Annotated in this window: 3 protein-coding genes; all 3 read left to right on the forward strand. The window is 53.4% G+C overall.

Going from position 1 to position 16,208, the window contains the following annotated elements; translation table 11 throughout:
* Positions 1-92 precede the first annotated feature (92 nt).
* Positions 93-6,839: a non-ribosomal peptide synthetase gene (locus QNM19_RS03215; RefSeq protein ID WP_284026310.1), complete on the forward strand. Its 6,747-nt coding sequence runs from the start codon at positions 93-95 to the stop codon at positions 6,837-6,839.
* Positions 6,836-14,287, forward strand: coding sequence for a non-ribosomal peptide synthetase (locus QNM19_RS03220; protein WP_284026311.1), 7,452 nt, complete (start codon positions 6,836-6,838; stop codon positions 14,285-14,287). The genes QNM19_RS03215 and QNM19_RS03220 overlap by 4 nt, the downstream gene beginning before the upstream one ends.
* Before the next feature lie 113 nt (positions 14,288-14,400).
* Complete coding sequence (locus QNM19_RS03225) at positions 14,401-16,077, forward strand: cyclic peptide export ABC transporter (protein WP_284026312.1); 1,677 nt, start codon at positions 14,401-14,403, stop codon at positions 16,075-16,077.
* Positions 16,078-16,208 lie beyond the last annotated feature (131 nt).

Here is a 16,208-nt window from a genome sequence, read left to right on the forward strand (position 1 = left end):
GTGTATGGGCGCGATTCAGGTATCTGAGTGGCTCTCTGGTTACGGGCACAGCGCTTTTGCAGTTAAACACAGATATGAGTTAGTCAGCCATTATGGAAAATATCAAACAGCTACTCGTTGAGCTCGAGCAGGCGGGGATCCGGTTATTTTTGCAGGATGGGGCATTAAAGTCCAAAGCCAAAAAAGGGGCCATCACGGTCGATATCGCAAAGCAGATCAAACAACATAAAAGTGCCATTATTGACGCGTTGTCTCAATACACTGAAGCTTCAGTCGTGAGCCCGGTGGCGCGTCGTGAAGATCTCAGCAGTTACCCGCTATCGTTTGCACAGCAGCGTCTGCATACGCTGGATCAAATTCAGGGCGGCTCCAGCGAATACCACATGCCGATGGTGTTCAGGCTCACAGGACAGATTGATGTTGCGCTGATAGAGCGTGTGTTCCGCGAGATAGTGACACGTCATGACGTACTCAGAGCGGTGTTTCGCCAGTCTGAACAAGGCGTGCAGCAGTTATTGCTCGACCCGCAAGACTTTTGTGTGATGAAAGAGGCCGTGACGACACAGGATGACGCGACCGGGATTGAACAGTTTATTAATGATGCGGCCGGACAACCTTTTAATCTGGCACAGGACTTTATGCTGCGGGTGCGCTTTTTAGCCTTGAATGCGGATGATGCCGGAGTGTTGTTTATTAACATGCACCATATCGCCACCGACGGCTGGTCCATGGACATACTGATCCGGGAATTCTTCGCACTTTACCATGCTTATGGCTATGGCCAGCCAAACCCGCTTCCTGAATTAACGATTCAATACGCCGATTATGCCCAGTGGCAGCGTGACTGGCTCCAGGGGGAGGTGCTGCAAACTCAGCTCAATTATTGGCAGCAACAGCTGGCTCAGTTACCCCGGGTGCATGCACTGCCACTCGATTTTCCAAGGCCGGATGTCAAAGCTTATCAGGGAGAAGTGGTGTCACAGCCGCTTGGTGCCGAGCTGTGTCACAAGCTGGCAGCGCTTGCCCGGCGTTATGAATTGACTCCGTTTATGCTGATCCATGGTGCGCTGGCGCTGGTCTTGTCCCGTAACAGTAATCACCATGATATTGTGATTGGCACACCGGTGGCCAACCGTCGTCAGGTTGAGCTGGAATCTTTGATTGGCTTTTTTGTCAATACCCTGATCCTGAGGGTGGACACGCAGGACCAGCCACTAACGGACTATCTGGCACAATTGAGACAAGTGCACTTAGATGCTCAGTCGCATCAGGATCTGCCATTCGAAAAATTGGTTGAGGTACTGAAAGTCCCTCGCAGTACCGCGCACAGTCCACTGTTTCAGATCATGCTGACCACCAATTCAGATTATGGCGTGAATGAACCGCATTCCGACACCACAGAGTTGGCAGGGTTATCTATTTCCCCAATGACCAGCAGTGGTGCGACAACCAAGTTTGATCTGGATATCAATGCCTCAATGAGTGATGAAGGCGGCGTCATTGAATGGACCTATGATGTGACCCTGTTTACTCGTGAACGCATCGAAACCCTGGCGAGGCACCTGGATAACACGCTGATGTTCCTGGCGGAACTGGATAGCGACAGGGCGGCCAATATTTCAGCTATTACCATGTTGACTGAGCCGGAGATTGAGCAGCTCAGTCAGTTTAATAATAACGCCATTGATTATCCGCAAGGGCTTTGTATTCATGAGCTGTTTGAGGCTCAGGCGGAGCAAAACCCCGAGCGCCGCGCCGTACAACATGGCGCGACGTCGCTGAGCTATGGTGAACTCAATGCCCGGGCAAACCAGCTGGCGCATTACCTGAGATTTGAACATCATATCAGTCCGGATTGTCCGGTGGGCGTTTGTCTGGAGCGTGGCGTAGACATGGTCGTCGCAATGCTGGCTATTCTCAAGGCCGGTGGTGCCTATGTGCCGCTTGACCCGGCGTATCCGTCAGAGCGACTGGCGTATTTGATTGAAGATGCCAGCCTGAGTGTCGTTCTGACCCAGCAAAGTCTGACTAACACGGTGGCGCTGCCGGGTGCACAAGCGGTGATGCTGGACGATTTGATTGCCCAAGGCAGTGCTTTCACTCATTACTCCACCGCGAACATTGGTCGCAATGAAAGCGGTGTGACGGCGCAACATCTGGCTTATCTGATTTATACCTCAGGCTCTACCGGTAAACCCAAAGGGGTGATGATTGAGCACCGAAACACGGTGGCCATGCTGTACTGGGCCCGGGCCGCTTTTAACGATGAGGCGCTGCGCCGGGTGCTGGCTTCGACCTCGCTGAACTTTGACTTGTCTGTCTACGAAATCTTCCTGCCGCTGAGCTTTGGTTTTGAAGTCGTGGTAGTTAAAAATGCCCTGGCGCTGGCGGATGAGCAGCTGGACATCAGTTTGATCAACACCGTACCGTCTGCGATGAAGGCGTTACTCGATGTTGGTGCATTACCCGACAGCCTGACGACCGTCAACCTGGCCGGAGAGCCGTTAACCGCGCAGCAGGTGAATCAGATTTTTGCGGCTTTGCCAGATGCTGAAGTGTGCAACCTGTATGGCCCATCGGAAGACACCACCTATTCAACCTGTGCGCGTTTTACCGGGCAATTAACGTCCGTTCCGGACATTGGTCAGGTGATAGCGAACAGCCAGGCCTATGTGTTAGGCAGTGCGATGGAGTTATTGCCAGTTGGGTGTGTTGGAGAGCTTTATCTGGGTGGCGCAGGCGTCGCGCGGGGCTATCTGAACCGACCCGATCTGACCGAGGAGCGCTTCCTCGCCAATCCTTATTATCAGGCAGGCGAGCACGATAACAGCCCACGCTTGTATCGCACAGGGGACTTAGTGCGTTATCGCCAGGACGGGCGGCTGGAGTTTATTGGACGCAGCGATGATCAGGTCAAGATCCGAGGTTTTCGTATTGAGCTGGGTGAGATTGAGCATCGACTTAATCAGCTTGAAGACATTGCGCTGTCTCAGGTCCTGGCGCGCACGCTGGCTGATGGTCAGCAGCAACTGGTGGCCTATGTACAGCCTTGTCTCACATGTGAGACAGCGCAGGATGAGACGCAGCAGGCAAGCTGGATAGCCGATATTAAAACGCGCCTGGGGCAACAACTGCCAGCCCATATGGTGCCAGGCTTGTTTGTGGTGATGCCACAGTGGCCACTGACACCAAACGGCAAAATTGATAAAAAAGCTCTGCCCGCGCCCGATGCACTGCAACAAAGCAGCGCCCAATACGTTGCGCCAGAAACAGAGCTGGCCTGCTTGCTGGCAGGTTTATGGGCTGAACTGCTGGGGCTGGAACAGGAGCAGATCAGTGCTACCGCCAACTTCTTTGAACTGGGTGGGCATTCACTGTTGATTATGCAACTGCTGGCCAAACTCCAGCAGCACAACCTTAATAGCAGCGCGCAACAGCTATTCCAGGCTAAGGACCTGGCCGCGATGGCCGCCGTTATTGACGAGGCTGATGATGCGTTTGCCATTCCTGACAATCGCATTCCGGTGCACTGTGAGGCCATCACACCTGAGATGCTGACGCTGGCAACACTGGAGCAACCCGAAATAGAGGCCATTGCAGCCACTGTGCCTGGCGGGATGCGCAATATTCAGGATATCTATCCATTAGCACCGCTTCAGGAAGGGGTGCTGTTTGTACATACTCTCAATCCAGAGCATGACCCGTATGTCACCACCGCTAGTTTTGAGTTTGCCTCAGCAGACAAGCTGGCCGGGTTTGTGACGCAGCTGAATTGGCTAGTGCAGCGTCATGATGTGCTGCGCACCGCAGTGTTCTGGCGAGGCCGGGAGCAGGCGATGCAGGTGGTGCTGCGTGAGGTGACATTACCTGTGACTGAGCTGGCACTGAGCGGCGACGATCTTAAAGCACAGTTTGCCCACTATGTGGCAAGCGGACCACATGGCTTTGACCTGGAATCAGCACCGCTGATCCAGCTAGTCACCAGCCCGCAAGACGAGCAGGGGCGTACCTTTGCCATGCTCAAGTTCCATCATTTGATTACGGATCATGTTTCTTTAGAGATCCTGATGAATGAACTCGAAGCCGATGATGTGCAGACACTGCCTGCGCCTTTACCGTATCGAGAATTTATCGCCCGCTCTATGGCGCAAAGCGCGCTGCTTGATACGGCCGAGTTTTTTACTGAATTACTGGGCGACATCGACACCCCAACTCTGCCATTTGAACTGGCTCAGGTGGCAGGCGATGGCAATGCGGTGGTTGAATACAGCCAGTCATTAACTGCAGCACAGTCTGAGCAGATCCGCACCTTAAGTAAGCGTCACCAGTGCAGCCCGGCGGCTGTGTTTCATCTCGCCTGGGCGCAGGTGTTAAGTGCCTGTTGTGGCCGCGACGAAGTGGTGTTTGGCACTGTGATGTCAGGCCGGATGAATGGTATGGCTGGCATCGAGCGGATGATGGGCATGCTGATCAACACCTTGCCAATTCGCGTGTCTTTGGGTCAGCAGGCTGCCCATGTGGCACTGAAACAAGTCAATGATGCGTTGCGTGCACTACTGCCTTATGAGCAGGTTTCGCTGGCCGAAGCACAAAGTTACAGCGGGATTGACGGTAATACGCCTCTGTTCAGCGCGATTCTGAATTATCGTCATTCAGCGACTCATGGAGCTCCTGAACAAGCACAGGAACAAGCCGACCCGGGCATTGCCTTGCTCAGCACCCGTGAGCGCACCAATTATCCGTTTGATTTGTCGGTGAATGACCTGGGTGAGGGAGACAGTTTCAGTCTTGATTATCAGATTGAGCAAAGTGTACCGGCAACACGGATAGCAGCACTGATGGAGACGGCGCTGAATGCACTGCTCACGGCACTGGATGAACACTCTGAGCAAGCCGTCGCAACCCTGGCTGTATTGAGCAAGCCTGAACTGACTATGCTGGATAGCTGGCAAAGTCATGATGCCGATTATCCGCGTAGTGCTTGTATTCATGAAGTGTTTGAGCTGCATACCAAAGCCACACCGGATAGTATTGCCGTGCAACTGGACAGTGAAACGCTCAGTTATGCACAGCTGAACGCCAAAGCCAACCAGCTGGCGCGTTATCTGCGTGAAGCACATCAGGTGAGCGCAGGTACCCTGGTCGGATTGTGCATTGGCCGTTCGGTCGACATGCTAGTTGCCAGCTTAGCCATACTCAAAGCGGGCGGTGCCTACGTTCCGCTGGACCCGAACTATCCGCAGTCGCGACTGGCGTATATGTTAGAGGACACGCAGCTGACGGTGATATTGACTGAGCAGGCACAGCAACAGACGCTGGCTTTCAGTCCGCTAAGCAAAGTTGTGCTGGATGATGCACACCGCGCCTGGTCAATACTGAGCGATGGAGATTTGTCACGCGCTGTCGGGCTGACACCGCAATCGCTGGCATACGTGATTTATACTTCAGGCTCCACAGGCACACCAAAGGGTGTTATGACACCTCATCGTGCTGTTAACCGTCTGGTTCACGCGCCGAATTTTATGACGCTGAACGCAGACACTGTGTTTTTGCAAAGCGCTAATATTGCCTTTGATGCCGCAACGCTGGAGATCTGGGGACCACTATTAAATGGTGGGCGCTGTGTCTTGTATCCGGATAGCCTGACCACCCTGGAGGGACTGAATGCCGTATTGAGTACACAGGGGATCACGGCGTTGTGGCTGACCTCTGGTCTGTTTACAGAATGGAGTAAGGTTTGTGGTGAGCTAGATACTGACAGGCTTGCGTTACAAAGTGTACTAGCCGGGGGCGATGTCCTGAATCCACAAGCGGTTAGTGCCGTGCAGCAGGCCCTGCCCGAGGTCACGGTGATCAATGGCTATGGCCCGACGGAAAACACCACTTTTACTTGCTGTTATCCAGTCCCACGAGATAGCGACATCAGCGCTGGTGTGCCAATTGGTCAGGGTGTTCAGGGCGATAAATTACTGATTTTAACACCGCAAGGTCGCCGGGTGCCGCAAGGGGTGGTCGGTGAGCTGTGTGTGGGGGGAGATGGCCTGGCACTGGGTTATCTGAATCAGCCCGCGCTGAGTAAAGAGCGCTTTATTCACAACCCGTACGCTAACGAAACCGGGCAACCCGAATTGCTGTATCGCACGGGTGATCTGGTGCGTTGTAATGATGGTGGGTTGATCACTTATGCAGGTCGCCTGGATGATCAAATCAAGATCCGGGGTTTCAGGGTTGAGCTGGGTGAAATCGAACGTCAGCTGGAAGCTCTGGATGATGTCACTCAGGCTCTGCTAACTATCAGAGCGCGCAGTGAAGGTGACAAACAACTGGTTGCGTATATTGAATTGAACGCTGGTTGTGAGCAGGTTGACCCTCGTGGCCAAACCCAGGCACTGGCAACGGCCTTGGCCGCACAATTGCCCGCGTACATGATCCCTGCGGCGTTTGTGTTAGTGCAGGAGTGGCCATTAACCCGCAATGGTAAAATTGACAGACAGGCACTGCCAGAGCCCGATTTTAGCCTGATGCAGGCCGACTATGTTGCACCGGCCAATGAGCTGGAAGATCAGCTGGTGGCCATCTGGTCTGAGCTACTGAACCTGCCTCCTGAGCAGATCAGTACGGGCGCTAACTTTTTCGAACTGGGTGGCCATTCATTATTGGTCATGAAGTTACTTCAGCAGCTGAATCAGCGACTTGAGATTGAGCTGCAAATTGCCGATTTATATCGCTGCGAAAACATTCAGCAAATTGCCGGGTTTATAGGCTCGGTGCAGGCCATCCATAACCAGGCTGAGCCGCAGTGCGAAGACAACGATGAATTTGAGGATTTTGAGCTATGAGTGTTGAGTTGCTTTTTCAACAACTACAACAGGCGGGTGTTATTTTTCAATCTCAGGATGAAAAAATCACCCTGAAGCTGCCCAAGGAGATGGACAGCCAGCTGAAGCGCCAGCTGGCAGAGAACAAAGACGCACTCAAAGCGTTTTTACATCAGCTCTATGCCCGTAGCCATAAGCGCCCGGTGTTGACTAAAACGGCCGGCAACAGTGCCCCCTTGTCTTTTGCCCAGCAGCGCTTGTGGATGTTAAACGAACTGCATGGTGGCAGCGCGCATTACAACATGCCACAGATCTATCAGGTTGAAGGCCAGCTGGAGCCGGTGCTGGTTGAACAGGCATTGGCGCGGATCGTTGAGCGTCATGAAGTGCTGCGCACGGTGTATCAGTCGCAACAGGGACAAGCCATTCAGGTTGTTCGCGATGATGTGGCCTTTACATTAACCTGTGTCGACTTGAGTGAGCATGACGAGCAGGCAGCGCAACAGGCACTGGACTCTTTGATCCAGGACGACGCCCGGACGCCTTTTGATTTGAGTCAGGACCTGATGATACGGGCAACCTGGGTAGATCTGGGGTTATCCGCAGATCAGACACAGGCACAGGGTTACCTGTTGCTCAACATGCATCACATTGCGTCGGATGGCTGGTCGATGGCGGTGCTCAGCCAGGAGTTTTTTGCACTGTACGCCAGCCTGGCACAGGGCAAAAGCTGCCCTCTGCCAACTCTGACATTGCAATACAAAGACTACGCACAATGGCAGCGCGCCTGGCTAAATGATGAAGTGCTCGCCTCCGGGCTGGACTTCTGGCGTCGCACTCTGGCTGATATCCCTGCATTACATGGCTTGCCACTGAGCTACTCAAGACCTGCTCATAAGGGCTATCTGGGAGGCAAGTATGATGCCTCACTGGATGCGACCGTTGCCAGTGCGCTTGGTCAGCTTAGCGAGCAACATCAGCTCAGTCCCTTTATGCTGATGCACGGAGCGCTGGCACTGACTCTGGCGCGTTTTAGTGGCAGCTCAGATATTGTCATAGGCACGCCGGTTGCCAATCGTAGTGATGCACAGCTCAGGGAGTTAATTGGCTTTTTCGTGAACTCCTTAGTGCTCAGAGCAAGTACAGATCATGATACACTGGCAGACTTTTTGGCGCACATTCGCAGCGTCAATCAGCAGGCACAGTCCCATCAGGACGTACCGTTTGACCAGGTGGTTGAGGCACTGAACCTTGAGCGTGACAGTGCTCATACGCCTTTATTTCAGATAGTACTGACCACCAATTCAGACTATGGCGTTGCCGCCGAGCAGGCCTCCGGCGTGGCATTGCCCAAGCTGAGTATGACGCCGCTGATGAGCGATGAGCCCATTTGTAAGTTTGATATAGAGCTTAACCTGAGCCTGGATGAGTCGGGCGTCACGATTAACTGGTTATACGACAAAGCTCTGTTCAGCCCTGAATTGATTGCACGGTTTAACGCGCAGCTGATAGCGATCATCGAACGCCTGGCCGATGCCGCGAAGCGTGGCGGCAATCCGTTGCTGAATGAAATCAACGTACTGCACTCGGAGGAAGTGGCACAGCAAAAAGCGCTGATGGCACCAGGCGAGCTGGTTGAGGCGGCGCAATTAACCGTGACCGAGCTGTTTAGCCAAAGTGTAAACCGCGCAGCGCAGCATGTGGCGCTGGTTTGTGGTGAGCAGCAGCTGAGTTATGCTGACCTCGATCTGGCTTCTAACCGGCTGGCGCGCTATCTGGTCGCGCAAGGTCGCCAGGCACATATCGGATTATTGTTACCGCGCGGCATTGAGATGGTCGTGGCCATGCTGGCGGTATTAAAAAGTGGCGCAACCTATGTGCCGCTGAACCCGGATTACCCGCAGTCCCGTATTGATCACATCATGGCTGATGCTAAGCTGCAACACGTGATCACCTGTGAAGCGCACCGTGATTTAGTCAGTGGCAGTTCGGTGCAGGCGCTGGAATTGACACCTGAGCTGACGATTGCCGGGTGTGATGAATTTGCGCGTTTTGGTTCTGCCCCCGTTACAGCATCTCAGCCCGAACCACAAAGCGCTGCTTATGTGATTTATACCTCAGGCTCGACGGGCCTGCCTAAAGGCGTTGTGGTGCCGCATCGGGCTATCAGCCGTCTGGTGATGTCGCCGAACTTTATGACATTGGATCAGGATACGGTCTTTTTACAAGCCGCAAACGTGGCCTTCGATGCGGCCACATTGGAGATCTGGGGCCCGCTGCTCAATGGCGGCCGTTGCGTGCTTTATCCAGAAGCGCACATCACACTGGAGACGCTGGATCAGGTTATTGAAACTCAGCAGGTCAATGCCATGTGGCTGACTGCCGGGCTATTTAGTGAGTGGAGCAAAACATGTGGTGACGCGCCTGAGCGCTTGCGTGCTTTGCGCACGGTGCTGGCCGGGGGCGATGTGCTGGAGCCTCAGGCGGTGGCCCGGGTGCAGAAGGCATTACCTGACGTGCAAGTGGTCAATGGTTACGGACCGACGGAAAACACCACTTTTACCTGCTGCTATCCGGTACCTGCCGACTTTGACCCGACAACTGCCGTACCGATCGGCCGGGCACTACAGGGTGACAGTGTGATGGTGCTGAACGGCAATGAATTGGTGCCGCAGGGCTGTGTCGGGGAGCTGTGTGTCAGTGGTCCCGGACTGGCGCTGGGCTACTTGAATTTAGCAACGCTGAGCGAAGAGAAGTTTACCGCTAACCCGTTTTACGACGAGGCCCAGCCAGCGGCATATCAGCGTCTTTATCGCACCGGCGATTTAGTGCGTATGCGTGGCGATGGAGTGGTTGAATACATTGGCCGTACAGACGATCAGGTTAAGATCCGGGGTTTTCGGGTTGAGCTGGGCGAAATCGAGCAGCACATCTCACAGCTTGATGAGGTCGCCAGTGCGTTGGTGGTTGTCAAAGGAGACACCCACAAGCGGCTTGTGGCTTATGCAGAGTTGACGGCCGCTGCGCGCGAGGATGGCAGGACTGACAGCATTCAGTTAAGTCAGACTCTGGTACGCATTTTACCTGGCTATATGGTCCCGGACGCGCTGGTGCTGGTGACACACTGGCCATTGACTGGCAACGGTAAAATAGACCGCCGTGCACTGCCTGAGCCCGACGTCATTGATGCGCAAGCTGGGTATACAGCGCCTGTCAGTGCCGCTGAGCAGGTTATGGTGGAAGTATGTGCTGAGTTGCTTGAGCGCGACCCGGCGCAGCTCAGTACTTCGGCTAACTTTTTTGCGCTGGGTGGCCATTCGCTGTTGGTGATCCAGCTGATAGCGCAGCTCAAAGCACGCGGTTATCAGGTTGACAGTCAGGCGTTATTCACTAGTAGTAGCCTGGCCGAGATGGCGAGCTTACTCGCAGCAGACACCGGGCAGGGGTTTGTGGTACCCGAGAATCCGATCAAACCGGACTGCACGGAATTGACGCCTGAGTTGCTGAATCTGATCACATTGGCGCAAGATGAGATAGATGAGATCACGGCACAAGTGCCGGGCGGGGCCGCGAACATCCAGGATGTATATCCGCTTGCGCCGCTGCAGCAGGGGATCCTGGCAATGCATACCCTGAGCGATGGTCGCGACCCTTACGTGACGACCATGGCTTTTTCTTTCTCACAGCCAGAATTATTATCACTACTGGAAGCACAGCTTAATACCCTGATTGCCCGTCACGACGTATTACGTACCGCGATTTTATGGCGCGGCCGTACAGAGCCGGTTCAGGTGGTACTGAGAGCTGCGCAAATTGCGGCGCAATGGCTGCCAGTGAAAGCCGGGCAGGACGTGCAAACGGTATTCGAGAACTACGTCGCACAGGGGGCGCATCGCCTTGAGCTTGAATCAGCCCCTATGATGCAGTTGCAGGCCATGGAGGATAAGCACACGCAGCAAATTTATGCGGTGCTTAAGGTGCATCACCTATTGATTGACCATGTATCGCTGGACATTCTAATGGCAGAGCTGGCCCAGATTGAAAGCGAGGGCGCTGCCAGTCTGTCTGCTGTCACGCCGTATCGCCACTTTATTGCCCGGGTGCTGCATGACCAGCAGCATCACGACAGCCAGCAGTATTTCAACGCACAGCTGGGAGATTTTGACCAGCCAGCTTATCCGTTTGGGCTCAGTGAGGTCAACGGGGATGGTGCGCACATTGATGAATTTAAACAGCGTATCCCGGCTGAGCTGGCACGCCGGATCAGGCATTATGCAAAAAGCCAGGCTATGAGCCCGGCGGCGTTATTTCATCTGGCCTGGGGCCGGGTGGTTGCTGCCTGCGCGGGTCAGCAAGATGTGGTGTTTGGCACTGTGTTATCGGGGCGGATGCAAGGTGGTCCTGAGATGGCACAGATGCTGGGTATGATGATTAATACTTTGCCGATCCGTGTGACGCTGGATCAGCGCACCGCGCGGGAGGTCCAGCATGACGTGCATGCTGCCCTTCAGGCGTTGCTGCCGCATGAGCAGGCACCGCTCTCTGAGGCCATGCAGGCTTCGGGCGTGGAAGGCAATATGCCGCTGTTCAGCGCAGTACTCAACTATCGCCACTCTCACGACGTCAGTGCGCCAGATGAGCAGGCTGAGCTGAAACTGTTGGGTGTGAAAGAGCGCACTAACTACCCGTGTGTGATGTCGGTCGATGATCTTGGCAGCGACTTTTCCCTGACACTGCAAGTGGACAGCAGCGTTCAAGGCAAACGTATTAATGACTACCTGGTCACGGCACTGGGTCAGTTGCTGGAGATGCTTGAATGTGACTCACCGCAGTCGGTTGCCACCCTGCCAGTATTGCCAGATGACGAGCAGCATCGTTATCTGAGTGAGTGGAATGATACAGAGCAAAACTATGCGCGCGAGGCGTGTGTGCATCAGCTATTCGAACAGCAGGTTGCAGCGACACCGGGCAACATTGCATTGCGCTTTGAAGCTCAGACCCTCACTTACACCGCGCTGAATAGCAAGGCCAATCAGCTAGCGCATTATTTGCGAGACACCCATGGCGTCGGGCCGGATTCACTGGTTGGCTTATGCGTGGAGCGCTCCTTTGAAATGGTGATTGGCATTTGGGGTATTCTCAAGGCGGGTGGTGCTTATGTACCGCTGGACCCTGAGCTACCGGCGGCACGACTCAACTATCTGGTTGAGAATGCCAATGCCGATGTGGTGCTTAGCACCCGCGCAGTAGCTAATCGTGTTGTACTGGGAGAGGCCGAGGTTGTGGCACTGGATGGGTTTGATTTTGATGCCTATGACGAACGCAATATCCCGGTGAGCGACATCGGCCTTAGCGCGCAGCATCTGGCCTATATGATCTATACCTCAGGCTCAACAGGCAAACCCAAAGGTGTGCTGCTGGAGCACCAGGCGCTGCATAACCGCATCGACTGGATGGACAAGGAATATGGCTGTGATACTTCAGACAAAATCCTGCAAAAAACGCCCTACAGCTTTGATGTCTCGGTCTGGGAGTTTGTCTGGCCGATGCTCAAAGGTGCGGAGCTGGTGATTGCCAAACCGGGTGGGCACAAAGACCCCACTTATCTGAGCGAGCTGATCGCAGCTACAGGCGTGACTAAACTGCACTTTGTGCCCTCGATGTTGGGCGTGATGCTGGAGCACGGCGATCTGAGCCGTTGCACCTCAATACAGCAGGTGTTCTGTAGCGGTGAGGCATTGCAGATAAGCCATGTTGAACAATTTAGGGCGTGTTTGCCAACGGCACAGCTGCACAACCTGTACGGGCCAACGGAAGCAGCCATCGATGTCAGCTATTGGGATTGTGCGCAACCCCATGGCAGCAGCGTGCCTATTGGTAAGCCGATACAGAATATCCAGCTTCTGGTGCTTGATGAAGCGCTGAATTTGTTGCCTCAGGGAGCTTGTGGCGAGTTGCATATTGGCGGGGAAGGCCTGGCACGTGGCTATCTGAATCGCCCCGAGCTGACCGAAGAACGTTTCATTACGAACCCATTTTTCGATGCCAGTGCAGCGAACAGCAGCCCGCGCCTCTACAAAACCGGTGATTTAGTGCGCTACCGTGAGGATGGCAACATTGAATACATGGGCCGGATGGACCATCAGGTGAAGATCCGTGGCTTGCGTATTGAGCTGGGCGAAATTGAGTTTTATATCGGTGAGCACAGCGACGTAGACTCTGCGCTGGTCATGGCTTTGACGGATGAACATGGTAATCAGCGGCTGGTGGCGTATGTGAAGCCTTTACGGGTGTGTGATGAGCAGGCATTAATTGCAGCCATCAAAACACAACTCAGCGATGCGCTGGCCGAGTATATGGTGCCCGATAGCTTTATGTTTGTCAGTCAGTGGCCGCAAACACCAAACGGAAAAATTGACCGCAAGGCCTTACCCGCGCCCGAATTGACGGGCCTGGCTGGTGGCTATGAAGCGCCACAGGGTGACACCGAAGTGATGCTCGCTCAGGTCTGGGCCGATGTGCTCAAGTTGCCGGCCGAGCAGATCAGTCGCGATGCTAATTTCTTTGCGCTGGGTGGTCATTCACTGCTGGTGATGAAGCTGGTGCAGAACATTGACCAAATCTTCAAAACCCACGGCATTGCTATTAATAAAGTGGTTGAGCGACCCATACTCAGCGCCATGGCGCAGTTAATCGAAGATCACAATGACCACGAATGGCAGGCTATTCGCCCTGTGTTATCACTGGACTTTGATCCGGCTGCAACGATTTATCTGGCACCCGGTGCGGGCATGACCAGTGGTGGTTATATGGATCTGGCACGGGCATTACCTCAGGTTCAGATCATGAGTCTGGAGCCGGTGGGAATGAGCGAGCAGGACCCGGATATCGACAGCTGGGAGGCACTCATTCATTGCTACGCCGATGCCATTATCAACGAGCGCACAGCGCGTGGTGCGCAAAATGAGCCAGCGGTGTTGATGGGCCATAGTTCAGGTGGCGCAGTGGCCTTTGCAACGGCACTCAGACTGGAGTCATTAGGGTGTCAAACACAACTGCTACTGTGTGAGTGTTTAGTGGCAACCGATGATCAGGCACAGTTCGAAATCAGCGATGCCGAAAAGCAGGAACTTATGTTGTCGTATGCCAGAGAGTTGAAACCCGAAGACAGCGAGGAGCAGCTACTTTCCTGGCTGAGTCTGGCCATGACACAGCGGTTGTTCAATGTCTATTTCCAGCAGGTTGACTGGTCACGGCGCTACCAGCCTAAGACGAGCCTCAACGGCGCGGTCAGCATGATCAATACGCCTGAGCTGGGAGACGAATATTGGGCGCAAAAGCAGGCACAGTTGCAGGCACATGTAAGTACACAAATCACGACCATCAACACTCAGGGTAAACACGTCACTATGGTGAAAAGTCCTTATGTTAGTGGTCTGGCAGACAAACTCATGACGCTACTGGCATGAGTTAACAGCACCAAAAAACAGGGTCTTTGACCCAAACAGGCAGGCTGAGACAACAGCGTCTCAGCCTGAGTAATACCCATTTTAGTTTTAAGTAACCATTACAAGGCTGTTTTATGTTATATCGGCTAGTTTTATCTCATAAGAAACTCCTCATCCTTGCCACTTTGTTGAGTGTGGTCAGTGCATTATCTGGCATTGGCATCATCTCACTGGTTAATGCTGAGATAGAAAATGTGTCTAATCCCGACTCGGATGTGATCCGGGGGCTGACCATCTTTTTCGCTGCGTTGGCGGGGTTTTTAACCTTCAGCGTCATTTCTCAGTACATACTGACGAAGTTGTCTGTTCAAATCATGGTGAGTATTCGGGAGAATCTGGTACAGCGGGTTTTATCGACCAGTTATGAGCAGATTGAGCGCGTTGGCGGTCACCGTATTTTCGCGACTCTGACTAAAGACATTGAGTCACTCACCGCCACACTGAGTGCTGTGCCACACGTCGCTTATAATCTGGCAACGGTACTGCTGTGTTTTGCTTATATGGCGTACCAGTCCTGGCAGCTGTTTTTGTTTGTGGGTGGCGTTTTGTTGCTGGCCATGGTGGTTGCCCAGCTGTTGATGGGATTAGGAATACAACGTTTCCAGGCAGTGCGGGAACTCGATGACAGCTTATTTAAGAACTTTCGCGCGCTGATCGACGGCGGCAAAGAGCTGAATATCAACTTTAATCGTAAGCGCTTTTTTTATAAGGATGTGGTGACGCCAAACATTCAGGAAATTAAAAAGTCGACGATTTCGGCGCACATTGTCTTTATCATTCTGAGCAACTGGACCAATTTAATCTTGTTCCTGGCGCTGGGATCTGTGGTCTTTATGTCACAGTTATTTCTAAGTGGTATCGCCACGGCTGTGGTGGTGAGCTTTGTTCTGACACTGGTGTATGTGATAGGGCCGCTGACGGTGTTAATTAACACCTATTCTGTGGTTGCCGAAGGCATAGTGTCGAGCCAGAAAATTGAAAAGCTACAGCTGTCCGAGGAGATCCTGACCGATCAACTGGATAACACCCTGCACCCGGAGCATAACTGGCAAACCCTTGACATTGAAGCCATTGAATATGAATACCGCCGGGATGACAGCGACGATTATCACTTTTCAATCGGGCCAATCAGTACGCAGATCCAACGTGGTGAAATTGTCTTTCTGATCGGCGGTAATGGCTGTGGTAAATCAACCTTCGCTAAAGTGCTGTGTGGTTTATATACGCCAACTCAGGGCAGCATTCGCCTCGATGGCCGCGATGCTGCGCATTCAATGGATTGGTACCGCTGTCACTTCAGCACTATTTTTTCCGACTTTTACCTGTTTGATCAGGTGATCGATGCCAACGGTATGCTGGCAGATGACGACAAAATTCGTCAGTACCTGAGCAAGCTGAAACTGGATCAGAAAGTGACGGTAGAAAAGGGCATTTTGTCGACGACTGAGCTGTCTCAGGGTCAGAAAAAGCGCCTGGGTCTGCTGTTGTCTTATATGGAAGATACGCCGCTGTATATCTTTGATGAATGGGCGGCCGATCAGGACCCTTACTTCAGAAACTTCTTCTATCGCGAATTGTTACCTGAGCTGAAATCGCTGGGTAAAACCGTGTTTGTGATTAGCCACGACGAGCATTACTTCTCACTGTCAGATCGGATCCTCAAATTTGAAGCCGGTCAGATGGAAGACGTAACGACGTCATTCTCAGCGACAGCGCCAATGACCGAGCGCGAGCCAGCGGCCCTGGCTTAATCGTCTGACAGGCGGGCTTGTGGTCCGCCACGTTTCGTTGCCTCCGGGCGAGGCCGTAAGGTACAGCCTTACGGCCAGAGTATTATCAAGGTTCCCGCACACCGGGACCAGTGAGTATGGATAGACCAATC

The organism is Pseudoalteromonas ardens (assembly GCF_030125445.1).
Classification (GTDB): domain Bacteria; phylum Pseudomonadota; class Gammaproteobacteria; order Enterobacterales; family Alteromonadaceae; genus Pseudoalteromonas; species Pseudoalteromonas ardens.